The sequence below is a fragment of the Acidovorax sp. GW823-FHT02H02 genome, from assembly GCF_058797075.1.
This window is the reverse complement of record NZ_JBXAJH010000018.1, coordinates 1-15,334: the sequence shown is the minus strand read 5'-3', so window position 1 is coordinate 15,334 and position 15,334 is coordinate 1. Positions and strand designations below refer to the sequence as shown.

The window sequence follows — 15,334 nt, the reverse complement described above, 5'->3', positions numbered from 1 at the left end:
TTTCTGGCGTGCTTTTTCCGCCGGTTCGCAACACACGGCGGATTCCTCAGGCCGTTGCGCGCACAGTCCTCAGCCTTTCCCATCCTCCGTGCACAGTCCCACGCTCGTTATCGTCGCAGGCATCCTCGCGGCGCTGGTCACCACGGTGCTTTATGCCGTGTGGCATTTCAACAAGGGCATTCCAGGCTTGCGGCTGTGGACGCTGTCTTTTCTGAGCGCCTCGGTGTTTTGCGCCATTTTGCTGGTGCGCGATCACACGCCGGAGGTGTTGTCAGTGGTGCTGACGCAGGCGTCCATCTCCGTGGCCGCCTACCTCTGCCTTCTGGCAAGCCGTGCCTACATGGGGCGGCACCCCTTGCCGCATGGGCATGCGGTGATGGCCATCGCTGCCGTGACGGCGCTGGCGGTGTATTTCACAGTGGTGCAGCCACACCTGGGAATCCGGTTTGCGTTGGCGGGATCGGTTTCTGGCGTGTGCTTTTTGCTGACCGCCCACACCCTGGCGCGGGGTGGCTTTCGCAATGTGCCGGCACGCTATCTGTTTGCCCTCGTGGCGGGCCTGCATGGGCTTTTCCTGTTCTTGCGTCCGCTGCTGTTCAGGCTGGCCACGCCCGAAGGGGGTGGGGGTGCTGGCACCGGCATGGTGGCGCTGCTTTCGCAGTTCGTGGTGCTGGAAGCCACTTTGGCCTTGGTGATGATGGCATTTGGCACGCTGATGCTCACCAATGAATACATTACCAGCGAGCTGCGCCATCTGGCCGAGATGGACCCGCTGACCAATGTGTTCAACCGGCGTGCGTTCCTCACGCTGCTGGACAAGGCCATCAGCAGCACACGGCGCACGCAGTCCGGTCTTTCCGTGCTGGCGATGGATCTGGACCATTTCAAAAAGGTCAACGACACCTGGGGGCACAAAACTGGCGACGACGTGCTGCGCCACTTTGTCCGCCTGGCCGCCGGCTGCCTGCGCAAGGAGGACGTGATGGGCCGGCTGGGTGGCGAGGAGTTTGCCATTTTTCTGCCCAACGCCGGCAGCGAGGGCACCCGTGCCGTGGCCGAGCGCCTGCGTGCCATGGTGGCCAGCCAGCCTGTGCTCACCGAGCGTGGCCCCATTGGCTTGACGGTGAGCATCGGGGCTACGCAATACCTGCCTGGCGATTCTTCAGACGCCCTTTTGCAGCGCGCGGACGAGGCCATGTACCTGGCCAAGGAGCATGGGCGCAACAGGGTGGAAGCAAGGGCTCTTTGAGAGCATGCGTGGGTTGATCACGGGCGGGCAACGCTGGCCGGCAACCCCGAGGGCGCCATCGCCGGGATGGCTGGTGCCCTGGGGCGGGCGCTCTGTGCATCCTGGATGCTTCAGAAGTCCATGACCAGCGATGCGCGCAGGCTGCGGCCAGGCTGGGTGTAGGCGTCGTTCACGGTGCTGGCGGTTGCCAGGCCGTACACGTCGGGCCAGAGCCGGTATTTGCGGTTGGTGAGGTTGTGCACGGCAACGTTGGGCCGCAGATCCTTGCGCAGACGCCACTGGGCCGACAGGTCGAGCGTGGTGGCCTGCCCGATGGTGAACTGCGTGTTGGGCGCCTTGACGGCCGAGGCACTGTCGATGTCGCTGGCCTTTTTGGCGCCGTGGTAGCGCAGCTCGGCGCGCAGGCCCCAGGCGGCCGTGTCGTAAAGCACGCCCAGGCTGACCTTCATGGGTGTTGGTTTCTTGTATCCGTTGTTGGATTATTGGTGTGTCTCGGGGTGAATGATGCAAGTTAAATGGTTGTTTGACGCGTATCAAAGTGGGCCCAGGACACCCGTCGAAGAATGGCCGCCATGTCTGCCGAAACCATATCGTCGCAGCCCTCGGCGGGCGATCCTGCAGGATGGAATGAGCGTATGGGCTGTGAAAAAAAAGGAGTTCCCATGACAACCCGAAAGCTGGCGCGCCTTGCGGCCCTGGCACTGTCCACTCTGGCTCTGGCCGCTGCGGCACAACACAAGGAGGGCGCATCGGCCCCCGAGGTGAATTACCAGGCAGGTACTTCACCTCTGGCCGATGTGGCCATGTACCAAAGTTCGAATCCCAAAGCGCCCAAGATGACGCAGGCCGAGTTCGACCGGGCCCGCCAGATTTACTTTGAGCGTTGCGCTGGCTGCCACGGCGTGTTGCGCAAGGGTGCCACCGGCAAGCCCCTGACGCCTGACATCACGCTTGCCAAAGGCACGGACTACCTCAAGGTGTTCATTGCCTACGGCTCGCCCGCAGGCATGCCCAACTGGCAGACCTCGGGCGAAATGACCGAGGCCGACGTGGACCTGATGGCCCGCTACGTCCAGCAGGACCCCCCTGTTCCACCAGAATTCGGCCTGGCGGACATGAAGAAAACGTGGAAGGTCGTCATTCCTGCGGACAAGCGTCCGAAGAAGAAGATGAACAACTACAACATCACCAACATCTTCTCGACCACCCTGCGCGATGCGGGCGAGATCGCGCTGATCGATGGCGATACCAAGGAAATCATCAGCATCATCAAGACCGGCTATGCGGTGCATATTTCGCGCATGTCGGCTTCGGGTCGCTACCTGTTCGTGATCGGCCGTGACGCCAAGGTCAACATGATCGATTTGTGGATGGAAAAACCCGACACGGTGGCAGAAATCCGCACCGGCCTGGAAGCGCGTTCGGTCGAGAGCAGCAAGTTCAAGGGCTTCGAAGACAAGTACGCGATTGCCGGCACCTACTGGCCGCCACAGTTCGTCATCATGGATGGCGACACGCTGGAACCCCTGAAGATCGTCTCCACCCGTGGCAACGTGGTGGGCACGCAGGAATACCACCCCGAGCCGCGCGTGGCCTCCATCGTGGGCAGCCACTTCAAGCCCGAGTTTGTCGTGAACGTCAAGGAGACCGGCAAGACCCTGATGGTGGACTACTCCGACCTGAACGCACTGAAGTTGACCGAAATTGGTTCGGCACCTTTCCTGCATGATGGCGGCCTGGACGCCACCAAGCGCTACTTCATGGTGGCTGCCAACAACAGCAACAAGATTTCGGTGTTCGACCTCAAGGACAGCAAGCTTGCGGCCGTCGTCGATGTGGGCAAGATTCCCCACCCCGGCCGTGGTGCGAACTTCAACCATCCGAAATACGGTCCTGTGTGGGCTACCGGCCACCTGGGTGACGAAACGATCTCGCTGATCGGTACCGACCCCAAGAAGTACAAGCAATATGCCTTCAAGGAAGTGGCCAAGCTCAAGGGGCCTGGCGGCGGCGCTCTGTTCATCAAGAGCCACCCCAAGTCCAACCACCTGTATTCGGATGCACCTCTGAACCCCGATCCGAAGGTCTCGCAATCGGTGGTGGTGTACGACATCAAGAACCTGGACAAGGGCTATGTCACGCTGCCGATCGCCGAGTGGGCCGACATCAAGGACGATGGCGCCAAGCGCGTTGTGCAGCCTGAATTCAACAAGGCCGGCGATGAAGTCTGGTTCTCGGTGTGGAGTGCCAAGGACAAGATCAGCGCCATGGTGGTGGTGGACGACAAAACGCTCAAACTCAAGAAGGTCATCAAAGACCCACGTCTGATCACGCCTACCGGTCACTTCAACGTCAACAACACGCAGCACGACGTGTACTGAAGTGAAAGCGCCGCTACGAAGCCCCTGGGCCTCGCGGCGGTGACCACAAAAAAACCGCCCTGCCGCAAGGTTGGGCGGTTTTTTATGGAGCTGGTGGACTACTTGGTGCCAAAAATGCGGTCGCCCGCATCGCCCAGGCCGGGCAGGATATAGCCATGGTCGCTCAGTTCCCGGTCGATGGCGGCGGTGAAGATCTGCACGTCGGGGTGGGCTTTTTGCAGCGTGGCAATGCCTTCGGGCGCGGCCAGCAGGCACACGAACTTGATGGAGCGGGGGTGGAGCTTCTTCAGGCGCTCCACGGCGGCAGCAGCCGAATTGCCGGTGGCCAGCATGGGGTCCACCACGATGATGTCGCGTTCTTCCATCTCGGACGGCATCTTGAAGTAGTACTCCACGGGCTGCAGCGTGGTCGGGTCGCGGTACAGGCCGATGTGGCCCACGCGGGCACCGGGCACCACGTTGAGCATGCCGTCCAGAAAGCCGTTGCCGGCGCGCAGAATGGACACCAGCACCAGCTTCTTGCCATCGATGACCTTGCCGGTCATGGTCTCCAGGGGGGTTTCGATCTGCACGTCCTGCAACGGCATGTCGCGCGTGACTTCATAGGCCATCAGCGTGGAGAGTTCGCCCAGCAGGCGGCGAAAGCTGTTGGTGCTGGCTTCCTTCTTGCGCATCAGCGTGAGCTTGTGCTGGACCAGGGGATGGGTGATGACGGTGACGTTGCTCATGGGGATGGGCCTTTTTTTATGGTTATGGAGGATCGGTAAAACAGGTCAGTCTGCCAGAAAGCGCGAATAGCGCGCCATATCGACGTTGCCGCCGCTGATCACGATGCCAACCCGGGCGCCGCGCACGTCCACGCTGCCGTTTCCTGCGCCGGCAAAGGCGAGGGCCCCGGTGGGTTCGACCACGATCTTCATGCGTTCGGCAAAAAAACGCAGGGCCTGCACCAGTTGTTCGTCGGTGGCGGTGACCATGTCGTCCGCCAGGCGCTGGATGATGGGGAAGGTGAGCTGGCCCAGCGCCTGGGTTTGTGCACCGTCGGCAATGGTGTGGGGCGTGGCGATCCGCACGATATGGCCCGCGCGGTAGGACTGTTGCCCGTCGTTGCCTGTCTCGGGCTCCACGCCCACCACGCGGCAGTGCGGCGCCAGTGCCTCGGCGGCCAGCAGGCTGCCCGCCAGCAGGCCGCCGCCACCCACGCAGACGAAGAGGTAGTCGAGGTGGGGCACTTCTTCCAGCAGTTCCTTGGCGGCGGTGCCCTGGCCTGCGATGACGTGCGGGTGGTCATAGGGCGGCACCAGCGTCATGCCGCGCTCCTGCGCCAAGCGCCGGCTGATGGCCTCGCGGTCTTCGGTGTAGCGGTTGTAGGTGATGACCTGTGCGCCATACCTGCGCGTGGCGGCCATCTTGGCGGCGGGGGCATCTTCGGGCATGACGATCACGGCGGGCATGTCCAGCAGCCGGGCCGAAATGGCGATGGCCTGGGCATGGTTGCCGGCCGAGAAAGCCAGCACACCGCCCTTGCGCTGCTCATCGGTGAACTGGGCCAGGGTGTTGAAGGCCCCACGAAACTTGAAGGCGCCCGTGCGCTGCAGGTTTTCGCACTTGAAGAACAGCTGCGCGCCCAGCCGCTCATCGGCGGTGGTGGAGCGCAGCACTGGCGTGCGGTGCGCCATGCCATGCAGGCGATGCGCTGCATCGGCCACGTCGGCGTAGGTGGTCACAGACATGGGCACGGAAACGGGTGTCTGGGTCATGGCGGCATCCTTGGGCAGGCGCGGCGCTGGGAAGCGGCAACCACGCTGCCGCATCATAGCCCGTTGCGATGCCTTTTCAAGCAAAAAAGCCTTACAGCGCTTGTCCTGTAAGCGCTGGTAGCTATCTATTTTGATGAATCTGGGCTCAGGCCTGTTCGCTGAAGCGCTGCAGCGGGGCCAGCGCCGGGAAGTCGCCCGCCCGTTTTTGCTTCATGGCCGTGACCGATTCGCGCACATGCTGGTTGCTCCAGATGGCGCCCTGCAGCCAGCCCATCTGGCGCAGGCTGTCCTCCACGGAATGGTCGCGGGCGTAGTTCACCGCCTGCTTGGTGCCCCAGATGGCCACGGGGGGCTTGCTGGCGATCTCGCGCGCGCATTGCAGGGCGGCGGCCAGCATGGCATCCTGCGTGTCGAACACTTCGTTGACCAGGCCGTAAGCCAGGGCTTTTTGCGCGCCCAGGCGGCGGCCGGTGTAGGCCAGTTCCTTGACGACGCCCAGCGGGATCAGCTTGGGCAGGCGCTGCAGCGTGCCCACGTCGGCCACCATGCCGATGTTGATCTCCTGGATGGAGAAGAACGCATCCTGCGTGGCGTAGCGGATGCAGCCCGCCGTGACCATGTCCACCGCACCGCCGATGCAGCCGCCGTGGATGGCCATGATCACGGGGATGCGCAGGCTCTCGATGCGGGTGAAGGTGGCCTGCATGTCGGTGAGCAGGTCGAAGATGGCGGCGCGGCCCTCGGGGCTCTGGTCGTCCATGGCAATGGTGCCGCCGAAGGTTTCGAGCGCCATGCCCGCGCTGAAATGCTTGCCGGTGCTGCTGATGACCAGCGCCCGCGCCGCGCCCGCCTGGTGCAGTTGGGCCAACACCCCATCGAGCTCGCGCCAGAAGGCGGGGTGCATGGTGTTCATGGCCTCTGGTCTGTTCAGTACCAGATGGGCCACATGGTCGATGGTGCTCAGGGAAAAACAGGTGAGTGTGTTCATGGACGAGGAATGTAGGCCTGCGGCGCTACTGCACACCGTCGCGTGGGTGACTTCCCATGAATATGCCGTTGGTGCTTTTGAATAAGGCGCTGGAAGCTATGAAAACAGGAGTAATGTGCTGAGCCAGAGCGCCGCAGCGCCCGGGCTGCCTGCCGCATCAACGCCGCTTGCTGCCCCCGAAGATGCCGCCCAGCACGCCGCGCAGGATTTCCCTGCCCAGCGAGGTGCCCATGGTGCGAACCGCCGACTTGGCCATGGTCTGTGCCAGCCCGTCGCGCTTGCCACCGCGTGGCCCCGTGCTGCCAAACAGCACGTCGTTGAGCCCGCCCATCAGGCCGCCGCCTTCTTCGGCAGGTGCCCCGTTGGCGGCCTTGCCATTGCCCCCGCCCGCCTGCTCGCTCCCTTCGGCAGTGCGGCCCTTGAGTTTTTCATAGGCCGATTCACGGTCCACCACCTTTTCGTACACCCCGGCTACCAGCGAGCTGGCCATCAACGCTTGGCGCTGCTGCGGCGTGATGGGGCCGAGCTGGCTGCCGGGCGGCAGCACGAAAACGCGTTCGGTCACGCTGGGGCGGCCCTTGGCGTCCAGAAAGCTCACCAGCGCCTCACCCACGGCCAGCTCGGTAATGGCGGTTTCGATGTCCAGGCCCGGCTTCTGGCGCATGGTGGTGGCCGTGGCCTTCACTGCCTTCTGGTCGCGGGGGGTGAAGGCGCGCAGCGCGTGCTGCACGCGGTTGCCCAGCTGGGCGAGCACGCTGTCGGGGATGTCCAGCGGGTTCTGCGTGACGAAGTACACGCCCACGCCCTTGGAGCGCACCAGGCGCACCACCAGCTCGATGCGCTCGATGAGCACCTTGGGTGCCTCGTTGAACAGCAGGTGGGCCTCGTCGAAGAAGAAAACCAGCTTGGGCTTCTCGGGATCACCAATCTCGGGCAGCGTCTCGAACAGCTCCGAGAGCATCCACAGCAGGAAGGTCGCGTAAAGACGCGGCGAGTTCATGAGCTTGTCGGCGGCCAGGATGTTCACCACCCCGTGGCCGTTGGTGTCGGTCTGCATGAAGTCCTGGATGTCGAGCATGGGTTCGCCAAAGAACTTGTCGCCGCCCTGCTGCTCGATCTGCAGCAGCCCGCGCTGGATGGCGCCCACGCTGGCGGCGCTGACGTTACCGTACTCGGTGGTGAACTCCTTGGCGTTGTCGCCCACGTACTGCAGCATGGCGCGCAGGTCCTTCAGGTCCAGCAGCAGCATGCCGCTGTCGTCGGCGATCTTGAAGACCAGGTTGAGCACGCCGAGCTGGGTCTCGTTGAGGTTGAGCATGCGTCCCAGCAGCAGCGGCCCCATGTCGGAGATGGTGGCGCGCACCGGGTGACCCTGTTCGCCGAACACGTCCCACAGCGTGGTGGGGCAGGACTGGGAAGTGGGCAGTTCCAGCCCGCGATCCTTGAGGGTGGCGGCCAGCTTGTCGCCGATCTTTCCGCTCTGGCTGACGCCCGTGAGGTCGCCCTTCACGTCGGCCATGAAAACGGGCACGCCGATGCGCGAAAAGTTCTCGGCCAGGGTCTGCAGGGTGACGGTCTTGCCGGTGCCGGTGGCACCGGTGATGAGCCCGTGGCGGTTGGCCAGGCCGGGCAGCAGGTGGCATTCAATCGTGCCGTGTTTGGCAATCAGCAGGGGTTCGGCCATTTAGGGTTTCCTCGGAGATCGGTGACGGGCAAAAGTAAAATCGCGGCCACTAGATTAAATCAATACCAAAGGACTTCCCGTGGCAGGACACAGCAAATGGGCGAATATCCAGCACCGCAAGGGGCGCCAGGATGAAAAACGCGGCAAGATCTGGACCCGCATCATTCGGGAAATCACTGTGGCTGCCCGCGCCGGTGGCGGTGACCTGTCTGCCAACCCTCGCCTGCGCCTGGCGGTGGACAAGGCCAAGGCGGCCAACATGCCCGCCGACCGCATCAAATACAACATCGACAAGGCCACGGGCAACGCCGAAGGCCTGACCTACGAGGAAATCCGCTACGAAGGCTATGGCATTGGTGGTGCGGCCATCATGATCGACACCATGACCGACAACCGTGTGCGCACCGTGGCCGAAGTGCGACACGCATTCAGCAAACACGGCGGCAACATGGGCACTGAAGGCTCGGTGGTGTTCCAGTTCAAGCACTGTGGCCAGCTGATTTTTGCCCCCGGCACCAGCGAAGACAAGGTGATGGAAGTGGCGCTGGAGGCGGGCGCCGAAGACGTGGTGACCGATGACGATGGTGCGGTGGAGGTGTTGACCGCCCCAGCCGACTTTGAAGCCGTGAAGAATGCGCTGGAGGCCGCAGGCCTGACGCCCGATGTGGCCGGCGTGACCATGCGGCCCGAGAACACGATTGAGCTGACTGGCGACGACGCCGCCAAGATGCAAAAGCTGCTGGATGTGCTGGAAGACCTGGACGATACCCAGGAGGTCTACCACAACGCGGCACTGTGAAGCTCCCCCTGAGGCGCTTCGCGCCTTCCCCTCTCTCGCTGCGCTGCGCTGCGCTTGCGGGAGGGGGACGCCACCAGCGCACGGAGCGTTAGCGACACGGAAGTGTCTTGGCGGCCCTTGCGCGGTGGCACTGGTCTGGGGCGCGCCAGTTTTGGCGGTTGTGGGTGTAGCGCCTAGCGCGATTGGTTGCTGAGATAGTTTTTTTACGAGCCCCTGGGCTTCGGCGTTGTGCCAGGCAGGGGTTCACCAAAGGTTCCTATGAAAGTACTTGTAATTGGTGGCGGCGGCCGTGAACACGCGATGGCGTGGAAACTGAGCCAGTCCCCCAAGGTGACCAAGGTGTATGTGGCGCCCGGCAATGGCGGCACGGCCCTGAACCCCAAGCTCGAAAACGTGGCGATCTCCGACGTGCGCGAACTGCGTGCCTGGGCCCAGGCCGAGAAGATCGCGCTGACCGTGGTGGGCCCCGAGGCCCCGCTGGCTGCGGGCGTGGTCGATGAGTTCCGTGCCCACGGCCTGCGCATCTTTGGCCCCACCAAGGCGGCTGCGCAGCTCGAAAGCTCCAAGGCGTTCTCCAAGGCCTTCATGCGCCGCCACAGCATTCCCACGGCCGATTACGACACCTTCACCGATCCCGCAGCAGCCCACGCCTTTGTGGATCGCCTGGGCGCGCCCATCGTCATCAAGGCCGACGGCCTGGCCGCTGGCAAGGGCGTGGTGGTGGCCATGACGCTGCAAGAGGCGCACGATGCCGTGGACTTCATGTTGGTGGACAACAAATATGGCGTGGCACACAACGAAGGCGGCGCGCGCGTGGTGATCGAGGAGTTCCTCGAAGGCGAGGAAGCCAGCTTCATCGTGCTGTGCGACGGCAAGAATGTGCTGGCGCTGGCCACCAGCCAGGACCACAAGCGCCTGAAAGACGGCGACGAAGGCCCCAACACCGGCGGCATGGGCGCGTATTCGCCCGCGCCGGTGGTCACGGCCGACGTGCATGCCCGTGCCATGCGCGAGATCATCCTGCCCACCATCCGTGGCATGGAAAAGGATGGCATCCCGTATACCGGCTTTTTGTATGCGGGGCTGATGATCGACGCCAAGGGCCACCCCAAGACGCTGGAGTTCAACTGCCGCATGGGCGACCCGGAGACGCAACCCATCCTCATGCGCCTGAAAAGCGATTTTTACGATGTGATGGCCGCTGCGGCCGACGGCAAGCTCGACCAGATGGAATTGCAGTGGGACCGCCGCACCGCGCTGGGCGTGGTGATGGCTGCGCACGGCTATCCCGAGAATCCGCGCAAGGGCGATACCATCACCGGCCTGCCCGCCGAGGCGGACGACGCAGTGGTGTTCCATGCAGGCACGCAGTTGAAAGACGGAGTGGTCAGCGCAACGGGCGGCCGGGTGCTGTGCGTGACGGTTCTGGCCGACAGCGTCAAGCAGGCGCAACAGCGGGCCTATGACGTGGCGCGCGGCATTCACTTTGACGGCGCGCAATACCGCCATGACATCGGCTTTCGCGCCCTGAAAAGCTGATGGCAGGCGCTCAGACCTTGAACGCCGCCGACACGGTGACCCGCGTGCGTGCCTACCTGGTGGGCCTGCAGGCGCGCATCACCGATGCACTGGAGGCCGTGGAAGGTGAGGGCGGGGCCCGCTTTCTGGCCGATGCCTGGCGCAAAGCCCCCGGCGAGCTGCTGCAGGGCGACGGCATCACCAAGATCCTGGAAGGCGGCCGCGTGTTCGAGCGCGCAGGTTGCGGCTTCAGCCATGTGCGCGGCCCGCAGCTGCCGCCTTCGGCCACGCAGCACCGGCCCGAGCTGGCGGGAGCGCCGTTCGAGGCCATGGGCGTGTCGCTGGTCTTCCACCCGCGCAATCCGTATGTGCCCACGGTGCACATGAATGTGCGCATGATCGCGGCCGGGCACCCGGGGCAGGCGCCAACCTGCTGGTTTGGCGGCGGCATGGACCTCACGCCCTACTACGGGTTTGAAGAGGACGCGGTGCACTTTCACCGCACCTGCCGCGATGCGCTGGCGCCTTTTGGCGACGACAAGTACCCGCGCTTCAAGCAGTGGTGTGATGAATACTTCTATCTCAAGCACCGCAATGAGCAGCGCGGCGTGGGCGGGGTGTTCTATGACGACTTCTCGGAGCTGGGCTTCGAGCAAAGCCTGGAGATGACGCAGTCGGTGGGCGATGCCTTCCTTGGCGCCTACCTGCCCATCGTTGAAAGGCGCCGGAACCTGCCGTTTGGCGAGCGCGAGCGCGATTTCCAGCTCTACCGCCGGGGCCGCTATGTCGAGTTCAACCTGGTGTGGGACCGGGGCACGCACTTTGGCCTGCAGTCGGGTGGGCGCACAGAGTCCATTTTGCTGTCCATGCCGCCGCTGGTGGCCTGGTCGTACCAGCGCTCGGACGCCGCCGATTCGGCCGAAGCCGACCTCACGCGGCGCTTTCTGGTGCGGCGCGAATGGCTGGGCCGTGGCGCTGCCACCGCCCCCTGAAAGCAGTGAAAAGCGCAAAAGCTATAATTTCAATAGCTTTCCGCGCTTTTCACACCAGCGCCAGAGGTCAAAAACACCTCAAACTGCCGCAGCACCCGAGCGCAACACCAGCGCAACACCCAAGGCGTAGCCCGCTGGCTGTGCGCCGCGTTGCACGCTATATTGATTCCATTCCCTTTCTAATCACCGCCTGATGACCACCTCCACCAAATCGGAAACCGCCGCCAAAAAAGACGTCACCAAACTCCAGCGCGCCATCGTCGATGGCCTGGAGGACGTCAAGGCGCAAGACATCCAGGTCTTCAACACCGAGCATCTCTCGCCGCTGTTTGAACGGGTGATCGTGGCATCGGGCACTTCCAATCGCCAGACCAAGGCCCTGGCTGCCAGCGTGCGCGATGCGGTGAAAGAAGCCGGTTTTGCCAAGCCCCGCATCGAGGGCGAAGACAATGGCGAATGGATCATCGTGGATTGCGGCGCCGCCGTGGCGCACATCATGCAGCCCACCATCCGGCAGTACTACCGCCTGGAAGAGCTGTGGGGCGACACCCCCGTGCGCCTGAAGCTGGGCGCTGCCAAGCCCGTGGCAGCGGCAGCCAAGAAGGCCCCCGCCAAGAAGAAGGCTGCTGCAGCTGCGGAAGTCCCTGCCCGTAAGCCAGGCAAGCCCAAGGTCGCCATTGCTGCCGGGGCCGAGGGCAAGGCCAAGGCGCCTGTCAGTGCAACCAGGAAAGTCCCGGCCCGCAAGACACCAGCCGCGGCCGCAGGCGCAGCCGCCAAGGCCCCTGCAGCGAAGAAGCCCGCAGCCGCCAAGAAGGCCCCCGTAAAGACGGTGGTCGTCAAGCCCGCAGTCAAAAAGCCTGCTGCGAAGAAGTCTGCCCCACGCGTCGCTTCCAAGCCCGCAGCCAGATCTGCTGCCAAGCCCGCTGCGGCCACAAAGTCCGCAGCCAAAAAGGCGCCTGCCCGCAAGGGCTGAGGCTTTGCCGCAGGGTTCTTTGCGCGCGTCGCCTGACCTGCGCCAGGGGCCCGGTTTTCACACCAAGGCGCATACATGAAGCTGCTTATCGTGGCGGTGGGGCAGCGGGTGCCTGACTGGGCGCAAACGGCCTACGACGATTACGCCAAACGCTTTCCACCCGAACTCAAGGTCGAGCTCAAGGCTGTCAAGACCGAACCGCGGGGCTCCAAGACCCTGGAGACGCTCTACGCCGCCGAGCGCGAGCGCATCGAAGCCGCCATCCCGCGCGGCACACGCGTGGTGGCCCTGGACGAACGCGGTACCAACCTCACCACCAAGGCCCTGGCCGAACGCCTCAAGGGCTGGCAACTGGGGGGCGACGATGTGGCGCTGGTCATCGGTGGCCCCGACGGGCTGGATCCGGCCTTCCGCCAGGCCGCACACGAACGCATCCGCTTGTCGGATCTCACCCTGCCTCATGCCATGGTGCGGGTGTTGCTCATCGAGCAGCTGTACCGCGCGTGGTCGGTGAATGCGGGGCATCCTTACCACCGCGAATGAGATGCCGGGACGGCGGGGTGGCGTATGAATTACTATTTTATTGATAGCTTCTAGCGCTTTATTTATAAGTGCTAGAGTTGATTTTTGCTATAAATCTAGCCATGCCCGACTTCATCTATCTTGCCTCCCAGAGCCCCCGCCGGCGCCAGCTGCTCGAACAGCTGGGCGTGCGCCACGAGCTGCTGCTGCCCAACGTGGAGGGCGACGAGCCGGAGGATGCTGAGGCCATCGAAGTGGTATTGCCCGGCGAATCCCCCACGGCCTATGTGGAGCGCGTGACGGGGCTGAAGCTTGACTCCGCCGTGGCGCGGCGCACACGCCGTGGTCTGCCCGATGCCCCTATCCTTTGCTCCGACACCACTGTGGCCCTGGGCCGCACCATCTATGGCAAACCCGACGATGCGGAGCATGCAGCGTGCATGCTGGCCGAGCTGGCGGGCCACGAGCACCGGGTGCTCACCGCGGTGGCGCTGCAGGTGGGCCCCAAGCGCATTTCGGCACTGTCCGTGTCGCGCGTCACCTTTGCCGCCATGACGACCGCACAGATCAACGCCTACGTGGCCACCGGCGAGCCGCTGGGCAAGGCTGGGGCCTATGGCATCCAGGGCCGGGCGGCAGCGTATGTGGAGCACCTGGCGGGCAGTTATTCGGGCATCATGGGCCTGCCCATGTACGAAACGGCGCAACTGCTGCGCGCCGCCGGGTTTGCTATCTGAGAACAACATGCAACAAGACATCCTGATCAACTGGTCCCCCCAGGAAACCCGCGTGGCCGTGGTGGAGCATGGTGCTGTGCAGGAGCTGCACATCGAGCGCACGCTGGAGCGGGGTCTGGTGGGCAATGTTTATCTGGGCAAGGTCTCGCGCGTGCTGCCGGGCATGCAGTCGGCCTTCATCGATATCGGGCTGGAACGCGCGGCCTTTTTGCATGTGGCTGACGTGTGGCAGCGCCAGCCGGATGGCGAGCCGCCGGCATTTGCGCGCAAGAGCGAGCCGCAGGTGCCGATCGAAAAGCAGGTGTTCGAGGGCCAGGCGCTCATGGTGCAGGTCATCAAGGACCCCATCGGCACCAAGGGTGCGCGCCTGTCCACGCAGATCAGCATTGCGGGCCGCCTGCTGGTGTTTTTGCCGCAAGACGACCATGTGGGCGTGTCGCAGAAGATTCCCCCCGCCGAGCGCGACGCGCTGCGCGCCCGGCTGCAGGCGCTGGTGGGCGACAAGTCCACGGGCGGTGGTGGCGGCTTCATCCTGCGCACCAATGGGGAGGATTCCACCGACGCAGAGCTGGCTGAGGACATTGCTTATCTGCGCAAGACCTGGGCGCGCATCAAGGAAGCCTCGCTCAAGCTTCCCGCCATGTCGCTGCTGCACCAGGACCTGGACCTGCTGCAGCGCGTGCTGCGCGACCTGGTGGGCGACCACACGCAGACCATCCGGCTCGATTCGATGGAGCAGTTCCAGCGCCTGCGCGCGTTCGGGCAGGAATTCATGCCAGCAGCCGCCGGCAAGCTGCAGCACTACAAGGGTGAACGGCCCATCTTCGACCTGTACGCCATCGACGAGGAGGTGGCCAAGGCCCTGGGCCGTCGTGTGGATCTGAAGTCGGGTGGCTACCTTATCGTGGACCAGACCGAGGCGCTCACCACCATTGATGTGAATACGGGTGGCTATGTGGGCGCGCGCAATTTCGACGACACCATCTTCAAGACCAATCTGGAAGCCGCGCAGGCCATTGCGCGCCAGCTGCGCCTGCGCAACCTGGGTGGCATCATCATCGTGGATTTCATTGATATGGCCCGTGAGGACCATCAGGAAGCCGTTCTTTCAGAGTACAAGAAACAGCTTGCGCGCGACCGGGTCAAAACCATGTCGGGCGGCTTTTCTCAATTGGGCCTGGTGGAGATGACACGCAAGCGCACCCGCGAATCGCTTGCACACATGTTGTGCGAACCTTGCAGCGTCTGCAGGGGGGCCGGTCAGGTGAAAACCGCACGCAGCGTTTGCTACGACGTACTGCGCGAAATTCTGCGCGAGGCTCGCCAATTCAACCCGCGGGAGTTTCGCGTAGTGGCGTCGCCGCGCGTTGTTGAGCTTTTTCTGGATGAAGAGAGCCAGCATCTCGCGGGCTTGAGCGATTTCATTGGCAAACCCATCTCACTGCAAGCCGAGAGTGCCATGGGTCAAGAGCAGTACGACATCGTGCTGCTGTAATGTTGTCAATGCAATGCACGCCGGGGTAGCGGACTCGGTCCATCCGCCTTGCCACTCGGGATGAAGCAGGTGACGGGACGCGCTGCAGTCTTGTTTTTTCTGGGTTTTTCCGTGCTATAGTGTATGGCTTCGCTGCCGTGCGCCCTCTTCGTGAGGGCACTGGATGCGGAGGAAAAAAGAAGATGGTTTTGGGTTGGACTGGGTAAAAACCCGGTATATAATTCAAGGCTTCGCTC

The 15,334-nt window shown here is 63.5% G+C and carries 14 protein-coding genes; 9 read left to right on the top strand and 5 right to left on the bottom strand.

Features of this window, described 5'->3' with window-relative positions:
- The first annotated feature begins 88 nt into the window (after positions 1-88).
- Positions 89-1,249 (top strand): GGDEF domain-containing protein, encoded by a 1,161-nt coding sequence (locus tag AC1RDS_RS17415; RefSeq protein ID WP_287880377.1) that lies wholly within the window; start codon positions 89-91, stop codon positions 1,247-1,249.
- A gap of 110 nt (positions 1,250-1,359) precedes the next feature.
- On the opposite strand, the gene AC1RDS_RS17410 is transcribed toward AC1RDS_RS17415, so the two are convergent.
- Positions 1,360-1,698, bottom strand: coding sequence for a TonB-dependent receptor (locus AC1RDS_RS17410; RefSeq protein ID WP_287880374.1), 339 nt, complete (start codon positions 1,696-1,698; stop codon positions 1,360-1,362).
- Positions 1,699-1,911: 213 nt separating this feature from the next.
- Between AC1RDS_RS17410 and AC1RDS_RS17405 the strand changes: the two genes are divergently transcribed.
- Positions 1,912-3,630 carry a nitrite reductase gene (locus tag AC1RDS_RS17405; protein ID WP_092696705.1) on the top strand — a complete coding sequence of 573 codons (1,719 nt, stop codon included), beginning with the start codon at positions 1,912-1,914 and terminating at the stop codon, positions 3,628-3,630.
- 98 nt (positions 3,631-3,728) lie between these two features.
- Here the strand turns inward: AC1RDS_RS17405 and upp are convergent, their stop codons facing one another.
- The 4 genes from upp to AC1RDS_RS17385 form a co-directional block, all read right to left on the bottom strand.
- Positions 3,729-4,358 carry a uracil phosphoribosyltransferase gene (gene upp, locus AC1RDS_RS17400; RefSeq protein ID WP_092696706.1) on the bottom strand — a complete coding sequence of 210 codons (630 nt, stop codon included), beginning with the start codon at positions 4,356-4,358 and terminating at the stop codon, positions 3,729-3,731.
- 45 nt (positions 4,359-4,403) lie between these two features.
- Positions 4,404-5,390, bottom strand: coding sequence for a threo-3-hydroxy-L-aspartate ammonia-lyase (locus AC1RDS_RS17395; protein WP_287880369.1), 987 nt, complete (start codon positions 5,388-5,390; stop codon positions 4,404-4,406).
- A 145-nt stretch (positions 5,391-5,535) separates the two neighbouring features.
- Positions 5,536-6,378 (bottom strand): enoyl-CoA hydratase-related protein, encoded by an 843-nt coding sequence (locus AC1RDS_RS17390; protein ID WP_287880366.1) that lies wholly within the window; start codon positions 6,376-6,378, stop codon positions 5,536-5,538.
- A gap of 157 nt (positions 6,379-6,535) precedes the next feature.
- Positions 6,536-8,062: a helicase HerA-like C-terminal domain-containing protein gene (locus tag AC1RDS_RS17385; RefSeq protein ID WP_092696708.1), complete on the bottom strand. Its 1,527-nt coding sequence runs from the start codon at positions 8,060-8,062 to the stop codon at positions 6,536-6,538.
- A gap of 79 nt (positions 8,063-8,141) precedes the next feature.
- On the opposite strand from AC1RDS_RS17385, the gene AC1RDS_RS17380 reads away from it, so the two are divergent.
- The 7 genes from AC1RDS_RS17380 (at position 8,142) to rng (ending at position 15,098) form a co-directional block, all read left to right on the top strand.
- Positions 8,142-8,861, top strand: a complete 720-nt coding sequence (locus AC1RDS_RS17380) for a YebC/PmpR family DNA-binding transcriptional regulator (RefSeq protein ID WP_092696715.1) — start codon at positions 8,142-8,144, stop codon at positions 8,859-8,861.
- Positions 8,862-9,119: 258 nt separating this feature from the next.
- Positions 9,120-10,400: a phosphoribosylamine--glycine ligase gene (gene purD, locus AC1RDS_RS17375; protein ID WP_092696716.1), complete on the top strand. Its 1,281-nt coding sequence runs from the start codon at positions 9,120-9,122 to the stop codon at positions 10,398-10,400.
- The gene (gene hemF / locus AC1RDS_RS17370; protein ID WP_092696717.1) at positions 10,400-11,371 is read left to right on the top strand and encodes an oxygen-dependent coproporphyrinogen oxidase; all 972 of its coding nucleotides are present in this window, start codon (positions 10,400-10,402) and stop codon (positions 11,369-11,371) included. Before purD ends, hemF begins: the two co-directional genes overlap by 1 nt.
- A 193-nt stretch (positions 11,372-11,564) precedes the next feature.
- The gene (gene rsfS, locus AC1RDS_RS17365; protein ID WP_092696718.1) at positions 11,565-12,344 is read left to right on the top strand and encodes a ribosome silencing factor; all 780 of its coding nucleotides are present in this window, start codon (positions 11,565-11,567) and stop codon (positions 12,342-12,344) included.
- Between the two features lie 75 nt (positions 12,345-12,419).
- Positions 12,420-12,887: a 23S rRNA (pseudouridine(1915)-N(3))-methyltransferase RlmH gene (gene rlmH / locus AC1RDS_RS17360; RefSeq protein WP_007858784.1), complete on the top strand. Its 468-nt coding sequence runs from the start codon at positions 12,420-12,422 to the stop codon at positions 12,885-12,887.
- A gap of 101 nt (positions 12,888-12,988) precedes the next feature.
- A complete protein-coding gene (locus AC1RDS_RS17355) occupies positions 12,989-13,603 on the top strand; it encodes a Maf family protein (RefSeq protein WP_092696719.1) in 615 nt (204 codons plus the stop codon).
- A gap of 7 nt (positions 13,604-13,610) precedes the next feature.
- Positions 13,611-15,098 (top strand): ribonuclease G, encoded by a 1,488-nt coding sequence (rng, locus tag AC1RDS_RS17350; RefSeq protein WP_092696720.1) that lies wholly within the window; start codon positions 13,611-13,613, stop codon positions 15,096-15,098.
- Positions 15,099-15,334 lie beyond the last annotated feature (236 nt).

Coding starts and splice junctions, on each gene's coding strand:
- AC1RDS_RS17390 (WP_287880366.1), bottom strand. CDS start 6,378: ATGAACACACTCACCTGTTTTTCCCTGAGCACCATCGACCATGTGGCC.
- rng (WP_092696720.1), top strand. CDS start 13,611: ATGCAACAAGACATCCTGATCAACTGGTCCCCCCAGGAAACCCGCGTG.
- purD (WP_092696716.1), top strand. CDS start 9,120: ATGAAAGTACTTGTAATTGGTGGCGGCGGCCGTGAACACGCGATGGCG.
- upp (WP_092696706.1), bottom strand. CDS start 4,358: ATGAGCAACGTCACCGTCATCACCCATCCCCTGGTCCAGCACAAGCTC.
- AC1RDS_RS17355 (WP_092696719.1), top strand. CDS start 12,989: ATGCCCGACTTCATCTATCTTGCCTCCCAGAGCCCCCGCCGGCGCCAG.
- hemF (WP_092696717.1), top strand. CDS start 10,400: ATGGCAGGCGCTCAGACCTTGAACGCCGCCGACACGGTGACCCGCGTG.
- AC1RDS_RS17410 (WP_287880374.1), bottom strand. CDS start 1,698: ATGAAGGTCAGCCTGGGCGTGCTTTACGACACGGCCGCCTGGGGCCTG.
- rsfS (WP_092696718.1), top strand. CDS start 11,565: ATGACCACCTCCACCAAATCGGAAACCGCCGCCAAAAAAGACGTCACC.
- AC1RDS_RS17385 (WP_092696708.1), bottom strand. CDS start 8,062: ATGGCCGAACCCCTGCTGATTGCCAAACACGGCACGATTGAATGCCAC.
- AC1RDS_RS17405 (WP_092696705.1), top strand. CDS start 1,912: ATGACAACCCGAAAGCTGGCGCGCCTTGCGGCCCTGGCACTGTCCACT.
- rlmH (WP_007858784.1), top strand. CDS start 12,420: ATGAAGCTGCTTATCGTGGCGGTGGGGCAGCGGGTGCCTGACTGGGCG.
- AC1RDS_RS17395 (WP_287880369.1), bottom strand. CDS start 5,390: ATGACCCAGACACCCGTTTCCGTGCCCATGTCTGTGACCACCTACGCC.